The organism is Kribbella sp. CWNU-51, from assembly GCF_054073265.1.
This window is the reverse complement of sequence record NZ_JBSXMZ010000004.1, coordinates 921,324-939,595: the sequence shown is the minus strand read 5'-3', so window position 1 is coordinate 939,595 and position 18,272 is coordinate 921,324. Positions and strand designations below refer to the sequence as shown.

21 protein-coding genes are annotated in these 18,272 nt (G+C 69.0%); 14 read left to right on the top strand and 7 right to left on the bottom strand.

Features of this window, described 5'->3' with window-relative positions; all coding sequences use genetic code 11:
- The first annotated feature begins 3 nt into the window (after positions 1-3).
- The 6 genes from ACXC9Q_RS06575 to ACXC9Q_RS06550 all read left to right on the top strand — a co-directional run bounded on the left by ACXC9Q_RS06575 (position 4) and on the right by ACXC9Q_RS06550 (position 6,384).
- Positions 4-420, top strand: a complete 417-nt coding sequence (locus tag ACXC9Q_RS06575) for a TadE family protein (protein WP_405066285.1) — start codon at positions 4-6, stop codon at positions 418-420.
- 8 nt (positions 421-428) lie between these two features.
- Positions 429-890 carry a TadE/TadG family type IV pilus assembly protein gene (locus ACXC9Q_RS06570; protein ID WP_329478151.1) on the top strand — a complete coding sequence of 154 codons (462 nt, stop codon included), beginning with the start codon at positions 429-431 and terminating at the stop codon, positions 888-890.
- Positions 877-1,623: a TadE/TadG family type IV pilus assembly protein gene (locus ACXC9Q_RS06565; protein WP_457055563.1), complete on the top strand. Its 747-nt coding sequence runs from the start codon at positions 877-879 to the stop codon at positions 1,621-1,623. Before ACXC9Q_RS06570 ends, ACXC9Q_RS06565 begins: the two co-directional genes overlap by 14 nt.
- A gap of 20 nt (positions 1,624-1,643) precedes the next feature.
- A complete protein-coding gene (locus tag ACXC9Q_RS06560) occupies positions 1,644-2,291 on the top strand; it encodes a hypothetical protein (RefSeq protein ID WP_457055562.1) in 648 nt (215 codons plus the stop codon).
- A 109-nt stretch (positions 2,292-2,400) separates the two neighbouring features.
- Positions 2,401-3,348, top strand: a complete 948-nt coding sequence (locus ACXC9Q_RS06555; protein WP_457055561.1) for a hypothetical protein — start codon at positions 2,401-2,403, stop codon at positions 3,346-3,348.
- Between the two features lie 21 nt (positions 3,349-3,369).
- Positions 3,370-6,384 carry a hypothetical protein gene (locus tag ACXC9Q_RS06550; protein ID WP_457055560.1) on the top strand — a complete coding sequence of 1,005 codons (3,015 nt, stop codon included), beginning with the start codon at positions 3,370-3,372 and terminating at the stop codon, positions 6,382-6,384.
- A 230-nt stretch (positions 6,385-6,614) separates the two neighbouring features.
- On the opposite strand, the gene ypfJ is transcribed toward ACXC9Q_RS06550, so the two are convergent.
- Entirely contained in the window at positions 6,615-7,514 is a 900-nt protein-coding gene (gene ypfJ, locus ACXC9Q_RS06545; protein ID WP_457055559.1) for a KPN_02809 family neutral zinc metallopeptidase, read from the bottom strand.
- 104 nt (positions 7,515-7,618) lie between these two features.
- Between ypfJ and abc-f the strand changes: the two genes are divergently transcribed.
- Both abc-f and ACXC9Q_RS06535 read left to right on the top strand, forming a co-directional pair.
- Positions 7,619-9,217 carry a ribosomal protection-like ABC-F family protein gene (gene abc-f / locus ACXC9Q_RS06540; protein WP_457055558.1) on the top strand — a complete coding sequence of 533 codons (1,599 nt, stop codon included), beginning with the start codon at positions 7,619-7,621 and terminating at the stop codon, positions 9,215-9,217.
- A gap of 25 nt (positions 9,218-9,242) precedes the next feature.
- Positions 9,243-10,010, top strand: a complete 768-nt coding sequence (locus ACXC9Q_RS06535) for an enoyl-CoA hydratase/isomerase family protein (RefSeq protein ID WP_457055557.1) — start codon at positions 9,243-9,245, stop codon at positions 10,008-10,010.
- Here the strand turns inward: ACXC9Q_RS06535 and ACXC9Q_RS06530 are convergent.
- From ACXC9Q_RS06530 to ACXC9Q_RS06520, 3 genes are read right to left on the bottom strand one after another with little or no spacing between them, the layout of a single operon-like run.
- Complete coding sequence (locus ACXC9Q_RS06530; RefSeq protein ID WP_457055556.1) at positions 10,007-10,453, bottom strand: SRPBCC family protein; 447 nt, start codon at positions 10,451-10,453, stop codon at positions 10,007-10,009. The two genes, ACXC9Q_RS06535 and ACXC9Q_RS06530, sit on opposite strands and share 4 nt — an antisense overlap.
- Positions 10,454-10,473: 20 nt before the next feature.
- On the bottom strand, positions 10,474-10,803 hold the full coding sequence (locus ACXC9Q_RS06525) for an ArsR/SmtB family transcription factor (protein WP_457055555.1): 330 nt from the start codon (positions 10,801-10,803) through the stop codon (positions 10,474-10,476).
- Entirely contained in the window at positions 10,800-11,231 is a 432-nt protein-coding gene (locus ACXC9Q_RS06520) for an SRPBCC domain-containing protein (protein ID WP_457055554.1), read from the bottom strand. Before ACXC9Q_RS06520 ends, ACXC9Q_RS06525 begins: the two co-directional genes overlap by 4 nt.
- A gap of 167 nt (positions 11,232-11,398) precedes the next feature.
- On the opposite strand from ACXC9Q_RS06520, the gene ACXC9Q_RS06515 reads away from it, so the two are divergent.
- A complete protein-coding gene (locus ACXC9Q_RS06515; RefSeq protein WP_457055553.1) occupies positions 11,399-13,285 on the top strand; it encodes an ABC transporter ATP-binding protein in 1,887 nt (628 codons plus the stop codon).
- Positions 13,286-13,288: 3 nt separating this feature from the next.
- Here the strand turns inward: ACXC9Q_RS06515 and ACXC9Q_RS06510 are convergent, their stop codons facing one another.
- Together ACXC9Q_RS06510 and ACXC9Q_RS06505 are read right to left on the bottom strand one after the other, a co-directional pair.
- Complete coding sequence (locus ACXC9Q_RS06510) at positions 13,289-13,795, bottom strand: hypothetical protein (protein ID WP_457055552.1); 507 nt, start codon at positions 13,793-13,795, stop codon at positions 13,289-13,291.
- A 125-nt stretch (positions 13,796-13,920) separates the two neighbouring features.
- Positions 13,921-14,997 (bottom strand): ATP-dependent DNA ligase, encoded by a 1,077-nt coding sequence (locus ACXC9Q_RS06505; protein ID WP_457055551.1) that lies wholly within the window; start codon positions 14,995-14,997, stop codon positions 13,921-13,923.
- 87 nt (positions 14,998-15,084) lie between these two features.
- Between ACXC9Q_RS06505 and ACXC9Q_RS06500 the strand changes: the two genes are divergently transcribed.
- The 5 genes from ACXC9Q_RS06500 to ACXC9Q_RS06480 are packed head-to-tail and all read left to right on the top strand — an operon-like array spanning position 15,085 to position 17,450.
- The gene (locus ACXC9Q_RS06500) at positions 15,085-15,819 is read left to right on the top strand and encodes a hypothetical protein (protein WP_457055550.1); all 735 of its coding nucleotides are present in this window, start codon (positions 15,085-15,087) and stop codon (positions 15,817-15,819) included.
- Complete coding sequence (locus tag ACXC9Q_RS06495) at positions 15,804-16,343, top strand: FHA domain-containing protein (protein WP_457055549.1); 540 nt, start codon at positions 15,804-15,806, stop codon at positions 16,341-16,343. The genes ACXC9Q_RS06500 and ACXC9Q_RS06495 overlap by 16 nt, the downstream gene beginning before the upstream one ends.
- A 41-nt stretch (positions 16,344-16,384) precedes the next feature.
- The gene (locus ACXC9Q_RS06490) at positions 16,385-16,699 is read left to right on the top strand and encodes a hypothetical protein (RefSeq protein ID WP_457055548.1); all 315 of its coding nucleotides are present in this window, start codon (positions 16,385-16,387) and stop codon (positions 16,697-16,699) included.
- Positions 16,696-17,118: a MerR family transcriptional regulator gene (locus ACXC9Q_RS06485; protein WP_457055547.1), complete on the top strand. Its 423-nt coding sequence runs from the start codon at positions 16,696-16,698 to the stop codon at positions 17,116-17,118. The genes ACXC9Q_RS06490 and ACXC9Q_RS06485 overlap by 4 nt, the downstream gene beginning before the upstream one ends.
- Complete coding sequence (locus ACXC9Q_RS06480) at positions 17,115-17,450, top strand: YnfA family protein (protein ID WP_457055546.1); 336 nt, start codon at positions 17,115-17,117, stop codon at positions 17,448-17,450. Before ACXC9Q_RS06485 ends, ACXC9Q_RS06480 begins: the two co-directional genes overlap by 4 nt.
- Here ACXC9Q_RS06480 and ACXC9Q_RS06475 read toward each other — a convergent pair whose 3' ends face one another.
- Entirely contained in the window at positions 17,451-18,212 is a 762-nt protein-coding gene (locus ACXC9Q_RS06475; RefSeq protein ID WP_457055545.1) for a phytanoyl-CoA dioxygenase family protein, read from the bottom strand. It abuts the gene before it with no gap.
- Between the last annotated feature and the right edge of the window lie 60 nt (positions 18,213-18,272).

Below are 18,272 nucleotides of genomic sequence, written 5' to 3'. Positions count from 1 at the left end.
AGCATGCGTTTCCGTCCCCGCTCGGAGCGCGGCGTCAGTTCGCTCGAGCTGGCGATCCTGGCGCCCGCGATCCTCGCGCTGATCTTCATGAGCATCCAGACCGCGCTCTGGCTGTACGGGCGGTCGGTGGCGCTGAACGCCGCACAGGAAGGGGTTTCCCGGCTGCGGCTGGTCCAGCCGCCGGTCTACACCACGGGTGTGGGGGAGAAGGTCCGGGCCGACATCGAGTCGTACGCGCAACAGGTCGGTGGGACGTCACTGCAGCACGCGAGTGTCGCGCCACCGTCGTACAACAACCCCGAAGGCATGGTCTCCTTCACCGTCACCGGTGAGACGGTCTCGCTGGTCCCCGGCCTGACGCTGAAGGTGAGCCGCACCGCCACCGGCCCGATCGAGCAGTTCGAGGCCGACGACAAGTGAGCCAGGAGATGACGCGGAGACTGGGGATCCGGTGCCGCCGCATGGTCGGACGGCGGCGCGAACGCGGCGCACTGGCGCTCGAGCTGGCGGTTCTGGCGCCGGTCCTGCTGGTGCTGTTCATGTTCCTGCTCGCCTGCGGCCGCTACTTCCAGACTTCTTCGCTACTGGAGGGTGCCGCCCGCGACGGCGCCCGGTCCGCGAGCCAGGCGCGCTCACTGACCGATGCCCAGGCGCGGGTCGACCGGGCCGTCAGCGATGCGATGGGCCAGGCCGTCAAGTCCTGCAAGGAAACCGCGTCCGGCAGCATCACCACCGGGTTCACCGCCGGTGCGCCGCTGTCCGTCGAGGTGAGCTGCACGATCAACTACCGCGACCTCGGGCTGCTCGGCCTCGGCGGCGACACCACCATCACCAAGCGATTCACCTCGTCGCTCGATCCGTACCGGGGGGTGCGCGGTGACGGCTCCTGATCGGCACCGGATCCTGGAGTTCTTCCGGATCGATGCCCCCGGCAACCATCGGGTCGTCCTCGGCCGGGGTGCCCTGAGCCCCGCGGTGGCGATCCTCGCGGTGATGATCTTCACCCTGGCCGGCCTGGTGATCGACGGTGGCCGCCAGCTCGGCGCCCGCTCCCGCGCCGTCGGCTACGCCCAGGAGGCGGCCCGCGTCGGCGCCGCGGCGATCCAGCTGAACAACGCCGAAGCCAAGATCGACACCACCAAGGCGGCCGTCGCGATCAACGGCTTCTGCGCCCAGGTGAAGTCCAACGACTCCACCGTCACCTCCTGCGGCCCGACCACCCTGACCGACGAGCAGGTCGACATCCAGGTCGACATCGCCAACAAGACGACGTTCCTGGGCCTCATCGGCAAACAGAGCCTCAAAGCCGTCGGCACCGGCCAGGCCCACGCCGAGCAAGGCATCAAGAAGGCCGACGACAGCCCGACGATCCCCTCGATCTCGATCAACCGGACCCCCGACGACCCGGGAGCGCCGACCAGCATCGCGATGCCACCGACCATCGACTTCCCCTGCCCGACCTGGACCGTCGGCTCACCGACCCCGATCTGGACGTTGACGCCGTTCCCGTTCCCGGCCACCTGCTCGCCGAACGTGACGCCGACGCCGGACCCGTCGTCCACTCCGCCCGAGAGTCCGCCGCCCGGGACGCCACCCACCTCCACCACCCCGCCAAGCCGCTAGAGACCGAAGGAATGTCATCCGTGCGTAGGTTCGCTCTCCCCGCCGCGGCGCTGGCCGGCGTCCTGCTGCTCTCCGCCTGTGGCGGCAAGGACTCCAACGACGGCGGCCTGCCAGTGCCGGCCGGCGGCGACTCCGCATCGACGACCTCGAGCACCCCGTCGACCGGGACAGGCGAGCCCACCACCGAACCGTCGCAGCCGGCCTCGACAGCCAAGCCCACCGCGCAGCCGAAGGCGCAAGTCATCGTCCAGGCCGGGAACTTCGCGTCGAATGCCGCCGTCCAAGGCCTCGTGAACAGCTATCCGCTGTACTTCCAGGCGCTGGTGTCGAAGGACGACACCGTGCTGAAGAAGTCCTTCCCGTCCTTCTGGTACGCCGACGTGTCACAGGCGATCTTCGATGCCCAACGCAACGGCTGGGTGATGCGCCCACCGGGCAGCGTGGTCGTGATGGGTGTGCAGAGCCAGCCGGAGGGCATCGTTCGGGTGAAGACGTGCCGATCGCAAACCACGCAGTACTGGGATCTCAAGGCGAAGAACTGGATCGAGGTCACGCCGAAGGGATCGCCTCAGGTGATCGACATGGTCCGGACCGGACGTGGCTGGCTGCCGTACCGGCTGGCTCCGTCGACCGGCGTCAGTTGCTCGGGCGTGCACTATCCGGCCTAGGTCAGAACGCGAGAATTCAGGTTCCGGTTAGGTGACGGGGACAGGGAGTACCGGGCATGATGCCCCTGGTCGAAGATAATCTGCGGGTAGCCGAGTCTGGGGAGTGAGGATGCACAACCGAGTCGGGCGCGGACTGCTCGTCGTGAGCGCCGTACTCGCGCTGCTGATCGCCGGCCCCGCCGCGACGGCCACCGCCGACACGATTCAGACCGGCAACAAGGTCTGCAGCATGTACGTCAACTCGGTCGGCTTCGGCGCGTACTGCAGCTCGGGCCTGGCATACGTCGGTGGGAATCCGCCGCCGACCTGGCGCGAGAAACTCGCCGGCCGGCCGTTCATCCCGTGCCGCGACTTCGACATTCCCGACGGGATCCGCCTGCCACAGGCGCCGGAGGGCAAGAGCTGGGTCATGCGGATCACGATCACCGGCTACAAGCTGGACAGCTACAACGGTGGGCCGCACGCGCACTTGGAGCGGGCCTACGTCGCGGTCGACGCGGCCGAGCGCGCTCAGTGCCCGTTCCCGGACTACATGAAGGACTTCTGGTGGCCCTTCAAGAGCACGTACCCGGATCCGGCGCTGCAGATCATGCCGACGTACACGCCGCGGGTGAACGTGCCCGCGTACTTCACGCTGACACCCGAGAGCTCGATGGCAGGGAAGACCGACGGGCGGACGGTGGATCCGAAGGAATTGACCAGCGGGTACTTCGACCAGAGACACAACCTCACCATGCGCGGGATGGTCGTCAAGATGGTGATCGACCCAGGTGACAACAGCGGCACGTTCACGTGCCCGGTGGGCGTGACGCCGTTGGACGACCCGGACGGGTACGACCAGTCGCAGGACCCGGATCACCAGATCAACCCGTGCAAGCACGTGTACACGCGGTCCAGTGCGAACCAGCCGGACGGCATGTACACGGTGAAGCTGACCATTACCTGGGAGGTCTCGTACTGGGTCGGCCAGCACAACGGCTGGCAGCCGATCGGCAAGGCGGACGTGCATGCGGTGCAGCGGTTGCCTGTGCAGGAAGTGCAGGCCATTGGTGGTTGATGGTGGGGGTGTGGAGGCGTGATGGTCAGGACGAATGAGCCGGTGCGGGTGGCGCGGTTGCCGCAGCGAGGGTCGGGCAGTCCGGGGGCGGACCGGCTGAAGGGATTCGTCGCGCTGCTTGCGATCCTGGCGATCGTCGGCGGGGTCCCGTACGTCCTGCTGCGGTTCTTCGGTACGCCGTGGCCGGACAAGATGCCGAGCAGCAGCATGCTGTTCAGCGAGCTGAGCATCGAGACCGTCCTCGGCATCATCGCGTTCTTCATCTGGGTGGCCTGGCTGCACTTCGTCATCTGCCTGATCGCCGAGGCGGTCGCGGAGATCCGCGGCCACGGCCTGTCGCCACGGATCCCCTTCGGCGGCGGTTCACAGACCGTGGCCCGCCGGCTGATCGGGACCGTCGTACTGATTGCCGCGGGAGCCGGCGTGAGCCTGCCGGTCGCCAGCGCGGTGACGACAAGCGCCGTCACGCCGACCTCGGTCACTGTGACGCAGGGCGGCGAGCAGGGGTCGACGGCGCAGTTCCGCCAGACCGAGGCCCGCAGCACTGTGCTCAGCGGCAACCAGGCCAAGACGACCACGCACACCGGCGTACGGACGAACCACGACCACAACGGTCAGGTCATCAAGTACACCGAGGTCCGCCCGCCTCAGGGCCGGAACTACGACTGCCTGTGGGACATCGCCGAGCGCTACCTGGGCGAAGGCCGGCGGTACAAGGAGATCTACGACCTCAACAAGAACAAGCTGCAGCCCGACGGCCGCCGCCTCACCAACCCGGACTTGATCCTGCCGGGCTGGCAGGTCCGCCTGCCTGGTGACGCCAAAGGCCCGGGTGTGCACACGGTCCGGGTGAACATCGAGGACCACAGCAAGACCACGCTCCCCACGGGCTCGAAGGTGACCACGGGCACCAAGACGACGACCGGGTCGAAGACCACCACCGGCGGCAAGGTGACCACCGGGTCCGAGACGAAGACGACGCCCGGCACGGGCAGCCGCTGGTCCGAGCAAGGCGCCGAGTCCGGTTCGACGATCACCATCGGGACCGCGAAGAACGACCCGGGCGCGAAGAACGTCAAGCCGGGGGAGCCCGGCATCACGGTCGGCCCGCACGGTCCTGGTACGTCGGAGTCCGAGCCGGGCGACCCGGCCGCCGGTGGCACTCAGGTGCCCGGGGCAACGCCGGTCGCGACGGACGGCGGGTTCAGTCCGACCGAGGCCGGCATCTACGGCTTCGGTGCGACGCTGCTCGCGGCCGGCCTGGCGCTGGCGCTGAAGCGGCGCCGCGGCTGGGCGCTGGGTCCGGGCCCGAAGGCGGCCGGCCACCGGCAGACCGAGGTCGGTCTGCGGCTGGCGTCGGACATCCCGACCGCGCAGTTCGTCGACAACGCGCTGCGGAAGCTCGGCGCCGACATGACGCAGGCTCAGCGTCCGATGCCGAAGGTCGTTGCCGCACTGGTGACGGACCGGGCCCTGACGCTCGTGCTCGACCCCTACGAGGCGCCGTCCGCACCGCCCGGCCCGTGGCAGGCGATTGCCGAAGGCACCCGCTGGACGCTGCGTCGCGGCTACGCGCCGACTGGTGACGTCACGGCGCCCGCGCCGTACCCGACGCTGGTCACGATCGGACAGAACGCCGACGGCGCGACCGTGCTGGTCGACCTCGACACCGCGAACGGCATCGTCAGCTTCGGCGGGGTGAACAACGCGTCCCGGGACGTGGTCGGCTCACTCGCGGTCGAGCTGGCGACGAATCTGTGGTCTGAAGGTGCACACATCAGCATGGTCGGGTTCGGCGACGACCTGTCGTCGCTGGCGCCGAGCCGGCTGAGCTACTGGGTCCGGGTCGACGACGCGATCGCCGAAGTGGCTCGCCGTACCGACGCCCAGGTGCAGGCCTGTGCGCGGCGTGACCTGAGCTCGGTCGCCGACGCGCGGATGGCGTACCCGGACCCGGTGCTGTGGGGTGCGGAGATCATCTTCGTGTCCGCGCCGCCGTCACCGGAGGAGCAGGACCAGCTGAACCGGCTCGCCGCGGATCAGCAGCGCAGCATCGCGGTGGTCGTGGTCGGCGACGTGATCAACTCGCCGTGGCGGTTCGTGGTGGACGAGAAGAACCAGGCCGTCTGCCGGCTGCTCGGACTCGAGGTCGATGCCCACAGCATCGATCCTGAGCAGTTCGCCAACCTGGTCGCGCTGTTCGACGCGGCCGAGTCGGACTCGCGGGACAAGCGCCGGGCCGAGCAGGACATGCCGGCGTACGAGTTCTCCGGCACCGATCTCAGTCAGCCCGCACCGGTCGAGGTCGACCTGCTCGGGCCGGTCGAGGTGGATGCCCGCGGCACCATCGACGACGGCCGGATCCAGCTGTCGACCGAGATCATCGCCTTCCTGGCCAGCCAGGACTATGGCGTCCACCCGAACGTGCTGGCCGGCGCGATCTGGCCGCGCGGCATCAGCGACGAACTGCGCGACGCCGCGCTGGACCACACCCGTCGCTGGGTCGGCATGGACGCGATGTACGCCGACGAGTCCGGCCGCTGGATGCTGAATCGCAGCATCGTCCGGGTCGACTGGGACGTGTTCCGCACGCTGGCCAAGCAGGCAACGATGATGGACGACCCGCGCGGGCCGCTGTCGACGGCGCTGAGCCTGGTGCACGGCCCGGCCTGGTCCAACCTGCCGGCGGGTCGCTACTCGTGGCTTGCCGCCTCGGGGATCGAGCGGCGGATGGTGGAGTCCGTGGTCGACGCGGCCCTGCGGCTGGCGGAGTCGGCGCTGAACCACAACGACGGCAACCTGGCCCGCACCGCCCTCCAGACCGGCCTGAGCTTCTCGCCGGCCTCGGAGGAACTGTGGCGCGCCACGCTCCGCCTGGCCTCGCACTTCGGCACGGCCGCCGACGTCACCAACGTCGCCGGCCAGCTGTACGCCGCCCTCGCCAAGCACGGCGCCCCCCGCGGCCCAGAAGCCGAGACCGACGCCCTGGTCGACGAACTCCTCCCGGGCTACCACCGCCCCGCTGCAGTCGCCTGACCCACCCGAATCCGCCCGTACCCCAGATCCACTGGGGTCCGGGAGGGGAGTCGACTGGGGAGGGAAATGTCCCCTCACGGGGATAAAACCCTCCCCGGACTGGCCCCGGCCGGACGCAACCCCGGCACCGAGCACGGACCCTCGCCGGCGGTGGGCTGGGGCGGGCGCAGGGCAGGGCCGCCGGGGTCGGAGGGGGCTGGGGGTCGAAGGGGTGGTGGGCGGATGGGCGGTCAGAGGGGGTTGGCGGACCAGGTGTCGCAGGCGGTCATGTCGCCGGAGTCCATGCCGGTCTTGAACCACTTCATCCGCTGCGCGGCGGTGCCGTGGCTGAAGCTCTCCGGGGTGACCTGGCCCTGGGTCTTCTCCTGGATGCGGTCGTCGCCGACGGACGCGGCGGCGTCGAGGCCGCGGGCGATGTCGTCCTCGGTGAGCTCCGTGATCAGCGGCTGGCCGCTCTTGTTGGGGACCGTGGTGGCGTGGTTCGTCCAGATGCCGGCCAGGCAGTCGGCCTGCAGCTCGGACCGGACCGAGTCCGAGGTCGGCCCGTTGCGGCTCTTGATCCGGTCGAGGATCCCGTAGAGGTTCTGGATGTGGTGGCCGTACTCGTGGGCGACGACGTACGCCTCGGCGAACTCGCCGCCGCGCGCGCCCAGGTCCGTCTGCAGGGTCTTGAAGAACCCGATGTCCAGGTACACCCGCTTGTCCGGCGGGCAGTAGAACGGTCCGACCGCGCTGGTCGCCGGCCCGCAGCCGGTGCTGACCGAGCCGTCGAACACCCGCATCGGCGCCGGGATGTACTTCTTCCCGCGCCGGGGCAGCTCCGCGGCCCAGAAGCTCTGGATCGAGTTCTGGTAGAAGACGAACCGGCAGTCCGAGTTCTGCTGCAGGTCCGAGCCCTTCTTGCAGGAGTCCAGGTTGCCGGCCGCCGTGTTGTGGACCGCCGGCTGGTCGCCGCCGTCGCTGCCGGGCAGGCCGCCGCTGAGTAGCAGGATGACGACCAGCAGGATGATGCCGCCGATACCGCCGCCGACCGGGATCATTCCGCCGGGCAGGCCGCCGCCGCGTCCGCCACTGCCGCGGGTGTCCTCGACACCGCTGGTGTCGAGATCCGCGTCCGGGTTGAATTTCACAGCACTTAGACTAGACCTCGGTGCGGGGGATTCTGCCGTGTCGTGACGCAGTGCTTTCGACCCGCCACAGACCGACTCTCAACCCAAGGACGCCTGCCACCGCGATGATCAATGTCTCCAATCTCGAGGTCCGCGTCGGCGCCCGTCAGCTCCTCGCCCCCGCCTCGTTCCGGGTCGGGCCGGGCGACAAGGTGGGGCTCGTCGGCCGCAACGGCGCCGGCAAGACGACGCTGACCAAGATCCTCGCCGGTGAAGGCCTCCCGGCGAGCGGCTCGGTCACGTCGTCCGGTGAGATCGGCTACCTGCCGCAGGACCCGCGCACCGGCGATCTCGACGTACTCGCGCGGGACCGGATCCTGTCCGCCCGCGGCCTCGACGACGTCGTACGGCGGCTGCGCAGTGCCGAGAAGTCGATGGCCAGCGCGGACGACAAGACCCGCGCGAAGGGCATGCGGCGGTACGAGCGGGCCGAGGCGGACCTGCACGCCGCCGGCGGGTACGCCGCGGAGGCCGAGGCGGCCCGGATCGCGGCGAACCTCGGCCTGCCGGATCGCGTCCTCGGCCAGCCGCTGGGCACGCTGTCCGGTGGTCAGCGCCGGCGCGTCGAGCTGGCCCGCATCCTGTTCGCCCAGGCGGAGACGCTGCTGCTGGACGAGCCGACCAACCACCTGGACGCGGACTCGATCGTCTGGCTACGCGACTTCCTCAAGTCGTACGCCGGTGGCGTGATCATGATCAGCCACGACGTGAACCTGCTCGAGGAGACCGTCACCCGGGTCTTTCACCTGGACGCGAACCGGGCCGAGATCGACGTCTACAACGTCGGCTGGAAGGCGTACCTGACGCAGCGCGAGACCGACGAGCGGCGCCGCAAGCGCGAGCGGGCGAACGCGGAGAAGAAGGCGACCCAGTTGGTCGACCAGGCGAACAAGATGCGCGCCAAGGCGACGAAGGCGGCCGCGGCCCAGCAGATGCTGCGGCGGGCCGAGCGGTTGATGTCGTCGCTCGAGGACGAGCGCAAGCAGGACCGGGTCGCGAAGATCTCGTTCCCGACGCCGGCGCCGTGCGGCAAGACGCCGCTGATGGCGCGCGAGCTGTCGAAGTCGTACGGCTCGCTGGAGATCTTCACCGACGTGGACCTGGCGATCGACAAGGGCTCGCGGGTCGTCGTGCTCGGGTTGAACGGCGCGGGGAAGACCACGCTGCTGCGGGTGCTGGCCGGGATCGAGAAGTCGGACACCGGCGAGGTGATCGACGGGCACGGGCTCAAGCTCGGCTACTACGCGCAGGAGCACGAGACGCTGGACGTCAACCGGACCGTGCTCGAGAACATGAAGTCCGCCGCCCCGGATCTGAACGAGACGCAGGCCCGGAGCGTGCTCGGCTCGTTCCTGTTCACCGGTGACGACTCGGACAAGCCGGCCTCGGTGCTGTCGGGTGGCGAGAAGACGCGGCTCGCGCTGGCGACCCTGGTCGTCTCGGCGGCGAACGTCCTGCTGCTCGACGAGCCGACCAACAACCTGGACCCGGCGTCGCGGGCCGAGGTGCTCAACGCGATTCGCTCGTACGCCGGTGCGATCGTCCTGGTCACCCACGACGAGGGCGCGGTCGAGGCGCTCGAACCGGAGCGGGTGCTGCTCCTGCCGGACGGCGTCGAGGACCTCTGGACGAACGACTACGCCGACCTGGTGTCGCTCGCCTGACCTACTCCGCAGTAATGTTCGGCTCATGACGGATCTGGGACTGCGGTTCACGGTGGACGGGCCGGTCGCGCGGGTTGTGCTGGACCGGCCGGAGGTGCGCAACGCGCAGACGCCGGCAATGTGGCGGGCCCTGGCCGAGTTCGGTACGGCGCTGCCACCCGAAGTCCGCGTGGTCGTCGTGTCGGGGGAGGGGCCGTCGTTCTCGGCCGGTCTCGATCGGCGGCTCATCATGGGCGAGAACGAGTTGGGCGAGGAGCCGCTGCTGACCCTCGGGGCGAAGCCGACCGCCGAGGTGTACGAGCTCATCGCCGAGTTCCAGGCCGGGTTCTCGTGGTTGCGGCGACCGGAGATCGTGAGTATCGCCGCCGTCCAGGGGCACGCCGTCGGCGCCGGCTTCCAGCTGGCCCTGGCCTGCGATCTTCGCGTCGTCACCCCGGATGCCCGCTTCAGCATGCGTGAGCCGGCCCTCGGCCTGGTCCCCGACCTCGGCGGCACACAGCCGCTGGTCCAGCTGGTCGGGTACTCCCGGGCTCTCGAGATCTGCGCGACCACGCGCTGGGTCGAGGCAGCCGAGGCGAAGGAGCTCGGTCTCGCGAACATCGTCGTACCGGCCGAGGAGCTTGCCGGGACGGTGAAGGATCTCACCGACGCACTGCTCGGCCCGCTCCCCGGAGCGATCCGCGAGACCAAGGCGTTGCTCCTCGGTGCCGCGGATCGCTCGTACCAAGAGCAACTGAAGGCCGAGCGGGAGGCCCAGGAGCGCCGGTTGAAGGAGCTCCTGGCCGCCCTCTAGTGCCAGTTGCTGATCTGGACGTCGCGCGGAGCGGGGTCACCCTGACCGGTTTCGACGTACTTCTTCAGGCTCAGCAGGTACGAGCCCCACTTGGTGCTGCAGTGGTACATGAACTCGACCGGCTCCTTCCAGCCCTCGTGCCTGAACAGGACGATCGTGTACTCGTCGGCCGTGCTCAGCTCGAAGCTGACGTGCGTACCCATCCACTCCTCGGGGCCGTCGACGACCTCCCAGCGGACGAGCTTGCCCAGCTCGACGTCCAGTACCTTCATGTCGAACCCGCCGCCCGCCACGGGGAACTGGAATCGGAGCACGCCGCCGACCGATTCGTCGCCTTGCGTGTCGTCGGTCCACCAGCCCGCGAGTCCGGGGATCGTGGTGAGGGCGGTCGTGACGTCCTCGGGGGACGCGGTGATGCCGATGCGGTGCAGGATGTCTACCATGTCGATTCCTCTTTCTGATATCAGTCGGTGCGGTTGCGCTGGATGGTCTCGGCGATGCGCTTGATCCGCTGCAGCCGGCCGTCCCAGGCCTCGCTGACGGATGCCATTTGCGCGACAGCCCGGGCGAGCTGTGCTTCGTCGACGGTGTAGCGGCGTTCGCGTCCGGACGGGGTGGAGTGCACCAGCCCGGCCCGGTCGAGGACGGCGAGGTGCTTGGCGACCGCCTGCCGGGTGACCGGCAGCTGATCGCTCAGGCTGGTCGCGGTCCCGCCGCTGCCGGCCAGCAGCAGGTCGAGCATCCGGCGCCGAGTCGGGTCTCCGATCGCCGACCAGAGCTCGTCGTCGATCACGGCCTCGCCGCCAGCCGATCTACGTACGGCGCGAGGCGGGGAAGGAAGTAGTCCCAGCCGGAGCTGTGGTCGTGGTACACCTCGTCCGGCTTGGCGGCCTCGTCGTACCCGGTCTCGGCGAACCGCAGCAGCGTGCCGCCGTCGGACGGGACCAGGTCGAACGTCACCAGCAGCGAGTTGGCCGCGGTCGCGACCTCGCCGTCGTAGTCCCAGCGGAACGAGAACCGCCGGGGCGGGTCGGCCTCGACGACGGTGAGCGCGACGACATTCGTGTCACCGAACGAGACTGTCCCGGTCGCGCCGGCCACGGGCTCGAGGTCCGCGTCGTCCGGCCACCACTCGCGCAGGTGCTCCGGCGAACTGACCACCTCGTAGACGACCTCCGGCGAAGCCTCCACCCGAATCTCCCGCTCGATGCTCCGAGACATCCCAGCCACCCTTCCTTTCGCAACCTTTGGTTGCCTATGACTCTAGGGCACGGATCCGCGATGCGCAACCATCGGTTGCAGGAAAGATCTGTCCGTGCCATGCGGGAAGATTGAGCCGACCTGAACTGTTGTGAAGGTCCACGAGGAAGACGTGGGGAGGTGACCGGATGTCAGGCATGATGCGCCCGGGCATGGGTGCGGCCAGTTGGCGCCGCCAGGACGAGTCAGTCGTCGGGAAGAAGCTGGCGAAGGGCACGCTGCGCCGGATCGTCCGGTTCGCCAAGCCCTACCGCTGGTACATCACGCTGTTCCTGCTCCTGGTGATCATCTCCGCTTTCCTGGTGATCGCCTCACCGTTGCTGTTCAAGAAGATCGTCGACGACGGCATCAGCAAGGGGAACGCGCCACTCGTGACCGCGCTCGCTCTGGTCGTCGCCGTCCTCGCGGTGCTCGAGGCCGCGCTCGGCCTGATGCAGCGCTGGTTCTCGGCGCGGATCGGTGAAGGACTGATCTTCGACCTGCGCACCAAGGTGTTCTCGCACGTCCAGCGGATGCCCGTCGCGTTCTTCACTCGGACCCAGACGGGTGCGCTCGTCTCCCGGTTGAACAACGACGTGATCGGCGCCCAGCAGGCCTTCACCTCCACGCTGTCCGGCGTGGTCTCGAACATCATCAGCCTGATCCTCGTGGTCGGCGCGATGCTGGTGCTGAGCTGGCAGCTGACCGTGGTGGCGATCCTGATGCTGCCGATCTTCCTGATCCCGGCCCGGGTCCTCGGACGCCGGCTGGCCACGATGACCCGCGAGCAGATGAACCTCAACGCGGAGATGTCGACCGGGATGACCGAGCGGTTCAGCGTCGGGGGAGCGCTGCTCGTCACGCTCTTCGGTCACCCGTCGATCGAGAACCGCGACTTCGGCGAACGCGCCGGCCGGGTCCGTGACCTGGGCATCCGGATCGCGATGGTCGGCCGGGTCTTCTTCACCGCGCTGACGCTGGTCGCCGCCCTCGCGACGGCACTGGTGTACGGCGTCGGCGGCAACCTCGCGGTCCGCCAGGCGCTGACCGTGGGGACACTGCTGGCGCTCGTCGCGCTGCTCGGCCGCCTGTACGGACCGTTGACCGCGCTGTCCAACGTGCGCGTCGATGTGATGACCGCGCTGGTCTCGTTCGAGCGCGTCTTCGAGGTGCTCGACCTGGAGCCGATGATCAAGGACAGCCCCGGCGCCCAGGACTTGCCGGCGGGCGCGGCGAGCGTGGAGTTCGAGCGCGTCGCGTTCTCGTACCCGACGGCCGAGCAGGTGTCGCTGGCGAGCCTCGAGTCGGTCGCGGTCCTCGACAAGCGCGTGTCGGCGCAGGTGATCGAGGATGTCAGCTTCGCCGTCCGCCCCGGTCAGATGGTTGCCCTGGTCGGCCCGTCCGGCGCCGGTAAGACCACGATCACGAACCTGGTCGCGCGCCTGTACGACGTGACCGGTGGCGCGGTCCGGGTCGGCGGCCACGACGTACGCGATGTCACGCTGCGGTCGTTGCACGATGCCATCGGATACGTGACACAGGACGCGCACATGTTCCACGACACGATCCGCGCGAACCTGGCCTATGCGAGGCCGGGCGCGTCGGACGACGAGATGATCGAGGCGCTCCGGGCGGCGCAGATCTGGGACCTGGTGTCGTCGTTGCCGGATGGTCTGGACACCGTGGTCGGGGATCGCGGGCACCGGCTGTCCGGTGGCGAGCGGCAACGACTCGCGATCGCCCGGTTGTTGCTGAAGGCACCGCAGATCGTCGTCCTCGACGAGGCGACCGCGCATCTGGACTCCGAGTCGGAGGTCGCCGTCCAGCGGGCGCTCGACACCGCGCTGGAGGGACGGACGTCGCTGGTGATCGCGCACCGGCTGTCCACCGTGCGGAACGCCGACCTGATCCTGGTTGTTGACCACGGCAACATCGTCGAACGCGGCACCCACGAGCAACTGCTCGCCGCGGGTGGCGAATACGCTGACTTGTATCACACGCAGTTCAAGGAAACCGGCACAGCGGCAGGTGTCTGACTCCTACGGAGCCGGCTCGTTGGGCTGCTGGTCGTGCTCCAGCAGATGGAGCACCGGTACGCCGAGGTGGCGGCGGGCCGAGTTCGTCCAGTCGAGGTGGAAGAACTCCGCGACGACGTGCGCGCGGGTCAGGATGATGACCTCCTGCCCCTGCACGTGGTCGACGGTCGCGACCAGCGCGTCGATCGGCCGTTCGTGGGTGATGCCGCCCTCGGCGTCCTGACCGAGATCGCGTAGCCGCTGGACGCTCCGCCCGGTGCAGCCCTTCGCCTCGGTGTCGATCGCCTGCTGGGCCTCGGCGAGGTCCTGGCGCTGGGTGGCGAGCCCCGGTCCGTAGAGATCCGCGGTACCGAGGGCGCTGATCGAGGCCTCCACACCGGCCTCCGCGTTGTGGCACGGCACGAGCACGTGGTACTTGACCGGCTCGGGCATGTCCTCGTGCAGGTCGACGACGCGCTTGGCGTCCGGCTCGGACAGTTCCTGTTCGACGAGCAGTACGACGTCGTACATCTCGCAACCTCCGGTTCCTACCAGTCGGTATGCCTCCATGATGCCCCTTGTACCCACCAGGAGTCAGCTGGATGCTTCCTGCAGTGCACGAGCCGTTGAATCAGGCAACAAATCCAGCGGCTTCGTCAGCGTTGGGCGCTGGACAGGACGTCGGCCAGGTCGAACTTCACCGGCTCCTCGAGCTGCTCGTACGTGCACGACTCCGGCGTACGGTCCGGGCGCCAGCGGACGAACTGCGCCGTGTGCCGGAACCGGATGCCCTCCATGTGGTCGTAACGAACCTCGACCACCAGTTCCGGGCGCAGCGGTGTGAACGACAGGTCCTTGCCCGCCTGCCAGCGGCTGCCTTCGGCGTTGCGCGGCGTCCGCACGCCCTCCTCCTGCTTGGCCCACGCCCACGGATGGTCGTCGAACGTCGTGACGAGCGGCTGCATCTCCTCGAAGAGCTCCTTGCGCCGCTCGAGCGGGAACGCGCCGATCACGCCGACGCTGGCCAGCGTGCCGTCCTCGTTGTAGAGCCCGAGCAGCAGAGAGCCGATCCGGTCCGGGCCGCTCTTGTGGATGCGGTAGCCGGCCACCACGCAATCCGCCGTACGCTCCGGCTTCACCTTGAACATGACCCGCTTGTCCGGCTGGTAGAGGCCGTCCAGCGGTTTCGCGATCAGCCCGTCCAGGCCGGCGCCCTCGAACTGCTCGAACCACTGCCCGGCGGTGGCGTGATCGGTCGTCGCGGGCGTCACGTGGATCGGCGCCTTGACGCCGGCGAGCGCGTCGATCAGAGCGGTACGGCGTTCCGCGAACGGGCGCTCCATGTAGTCGTCGTCCCCGAGCGCCAGCAGGTCGAACGCGACGAACCGGGCCGGGGTCTTCTCGGACAGCATGTTCACCCGGCTCGCGGCCGGGTGGATCCGTTGCTGCAGCACCTCGAAGTCGAGCCGGTCGCCGGACTCGCCGATCACGATGATCTCGCCGTCGATCGCGCACCGCTGCGGCAGGTTCGCCTTCACCGCCTCGACCAGCTCCGGGAAGTACCGGGTCATCGGCTTCTCGTTCCGGCTGCCGATCTCGACCTCGTCGCCGTCGCGGAAGATGATCGAGCGGAACCCGTCCCACTTGGGCTCGTAGCTCAGCTCCCCGCGCGGGATCTCCTTCACCGGCTTGGCGAGCATCGGCTTGACCGGTGGCATCACAGGCAGTCGCATCCCGTCATTCTCACCCACGCACCAACTCCTCACCTACGGGACGCGTCCCACAGCTGAGGACGAATTGACCAACTCGGGAGGTTGATCATGAGGATCAAGGGTCTTGGTAAGGGTGGAGTCATGGCGGCGGCGCTGGCCGTCACCGCTCCACTCGTGCTCGGTGGCGCGGCGGCTCCTGCGATCGCGACGAGCGCTCAGACGACGGCGGTGACGTCGTGTCGCGGTTCCGTCGTACGGCTCGACCCGGTGACGTACGCCGACCGTCTGGTGCGCGCCTGGGGTCGCGGCGACCGTGCGACGGCGGCCTGTTACGGAACCGCGAGCACCGTGCGAGCGCTGTTCGCGCAGGCGTCGCCGGGCGGCATCCGCTGGCGCCGGGTCTCGGCGGAAGGCGCGGCCGGGACGGCCTTGGTGACCTACCACGACGACGCTCGTGGCGGGAATCTGACCGTGGGCGTGCAGAATGCGGCGCCGGAGCTGCGAGGGCCGGGTGGCTGGCATGCGGCGTACACCCTGCGCTTCATCGGTGAGCCACGCGCCTGGAGTCCGGTGCAGTGGTCCGACAACCTGGTCCGGGCCTGGGGTCGTGGCGACTCGAAGTGGATGTCGTACTACGCAACGCCCGCGGTGAAGAAGGCACTGACGCACATCTCGGCCGTCGGCGGTCCGAACTGGCGCCGGGTCTCGACAGAGGGTGCAGCAGGTACGACCTTCGTGACGTACCGCAACTCAAAGACCGGTCACCGGTTGACCATCGGAATCTCGAACGTCAGGCTCTCGCAGGGCGACGCACACGTCGCCTACCTGTGGAGCTATCGCTGACCGCGCGCCCGGCCCTGGCCGTCCTGCGCGAGGGCGCCGGCTCGGGCCGCCTGTCGCAGGACACCTTCATCCGGCGGATGAATTTCGTGCTCCGCGCGCAGAGCCGCGGCGAGCTCGCCAACGCGATCCGCGACCTGCCCCGGGCCGAACCCCGCCGCCCCGGCTGGATCCGGCAGTTGCGTCGCAGAGTCGACACGATGCTCGCGACGTTTCCGCAGTTCGCCGTCGCGCGACGTACGCCGGCCCTGCCGCTGCCCGGACTTGCGCTGCCGACGCCCGGTTCGCCGACCGTCCGGATCGGCCGCGGTCCTGGCGCCACCCTGCGCTTGGCCGACGTCTCCGTCTCGCGCTGCCACGCCGAGCTGCGGCACGTTGACGGCGGCTGGATGGTGCGCGACCTCGGATCGATGAACGGGACCGAGGTCAACGGCTCCCGCATCACCACGCCGGTCCGGGTCCGTCCGGGCGACGTCATCCGGTTCGGCGCGGTCGCCTACGTGCTCACCTGGACAGATCAGCCGTAGGGCTTGCATCCGGTACCTGGGTACGGGTTTACCGTCGATCCATGGACGCCGACTGGACCCCTTCCGCTTGCACCCTTCCGACCGCCGAGCAGCCGCTGCGGCGGGCCGAGTTCGACCAGCTCTTCGCCGACCATCTCCGCGGCTCCGACCGCGTCGACCCGCACACCCTCGACCTCCTCCTCGCCGCCGACTCTCGCGCGACGGCCACCGACCTGACCGCCCGCGAGAACGAATGCTGCTCGTTCTTCACCTTCACCTTCACCGAGGCACCGGACGACCGCATCCGCCTCCGGATCCACGTGCCGCCCGCGTACGTCGCCGTACTCGACGGGTTGAGCGAGCGGTTGCCGCGGTGAGACCTGGAGAGGTCGCCGCCGCGGCCGGCGTGAACCTGCAGACGTTGCGGTACTACGAACGCCGCGGGCTGCTCGACGAGCCGGTGCGCAGCCTCGGCGGGCACCGGGTGTACTCGCACGACGCTGTCACGACGTTGCGGGTGATCAAGGCGGCCCAGCGGCTCGGGTTCACGCTCGCGGAGGTCTCGGAGCTTCTCGACACCGCCAGGCATCGGCATGCCCTCGGCGAGGGGGCCGGGCTGCAGGCCCGAGCCCGGGAGAAGCTGGCCGATGTGGAAGCGAAGATCGCCGACCTGACCGTCATCGCCGAGACCCTGCGCGCCGGGATCGCCGCCGGGTGCGACGATCTGCAGACCTGCGCGGGCGACCCGGACTGCCCGCTCCCGTTCACCGACCTCGGCCAGAGCGACCGTTGGTGACCGTGCTGCGGTCGGTCGGGCTGTTCGTCCTGGCCGCGCTGGCAGAGATCGGCGGCGCCTGGCTGATCTGGCAGGGCTGGCGCGAACACCGCGGACTGTGGTGGATCGCGGGCGGCGTGATCGCGCTCGGAGCCTACGGCTTCGTCGCGACCTTCCAGCCGGATCCGAACTTCGGCCGCATCCTGGCCGCGTACGGCGGTGTGTTCGTGGCCGGCTCGCTCGTGTGGGGGATGGTCGTCGACAAGTTCCGCCCCGACCGCTTTGATCTGCTAGGCGCCGCGATCTGCCTGCTCGGCGTCGTGATCATCATGTACGCGCCGCGCAGCTCCTGATCAGCGGTCGGCGACGATCTGGCCGGCCTTGAGGAAGGGGTCGAACGAGCCGTGTGCGCCGGCACCGTCCTTGGCCGGGATGACCTCCTTCGAGTACTGGGCGATGTAGACGCGCCGGTTCCGGTCGGTGAGGTTGGGTCCGCTGCGATGGATGACGACGCTCGAGAAGACCACGATCGAGCCCGCCCGCGCGGTCATCGGGATGCCGGGATCGCTGCCGAAGTAGCACACCATGTCGTTGAGCTCGGGGTCCTGGATGTGCTTGATGTACGACCTGATGCCGGACCGCGAGTACGGCAGCAGGTAGACCGAGCCGTTCTCCTCGGTGACGTCATCGAGGGCGATCCAGCAGGTCAGGTAGGGCTCGTGGTCCTCGTGGACGTAGCCGGAGTCCTGGTGCCAGGCGAACGCCGTGTTCGGGTCGCCGGCCTTGATCACGTACTGCTCCCAGAACAGGTACGCCTCGTCGCCCAGCGTCGCCCGGCAGATCTCGGCCATCATGTCGCTGAACAGGAACTGCCGCAGTTCGGGCCGGTCCTGGTAGATCATGCTGCTGAAGTACCGCTTGCCGCGGTGGTTGATGCCGAGCGAGTCGGTGCCGGCGGCATCCATCGCGGCGTCGAGTTTGTCGATCGAGTACTGCGCTCCGCCGCGCAGCAGCTCGAGTTGCTCGTCGGTGAGCACGCTGTCCAGCACGAAGTAGCCCTCGTCGCGGAGCTGTGTCAGGTGCTCGCGCGTGACCAGGTCGGTGGTCGATGTCATCGTGCGGTCCTCCGGTCGATCGGCTGGTCCCTTCCACCGAGAACGCTAGGGCGGCAGCGT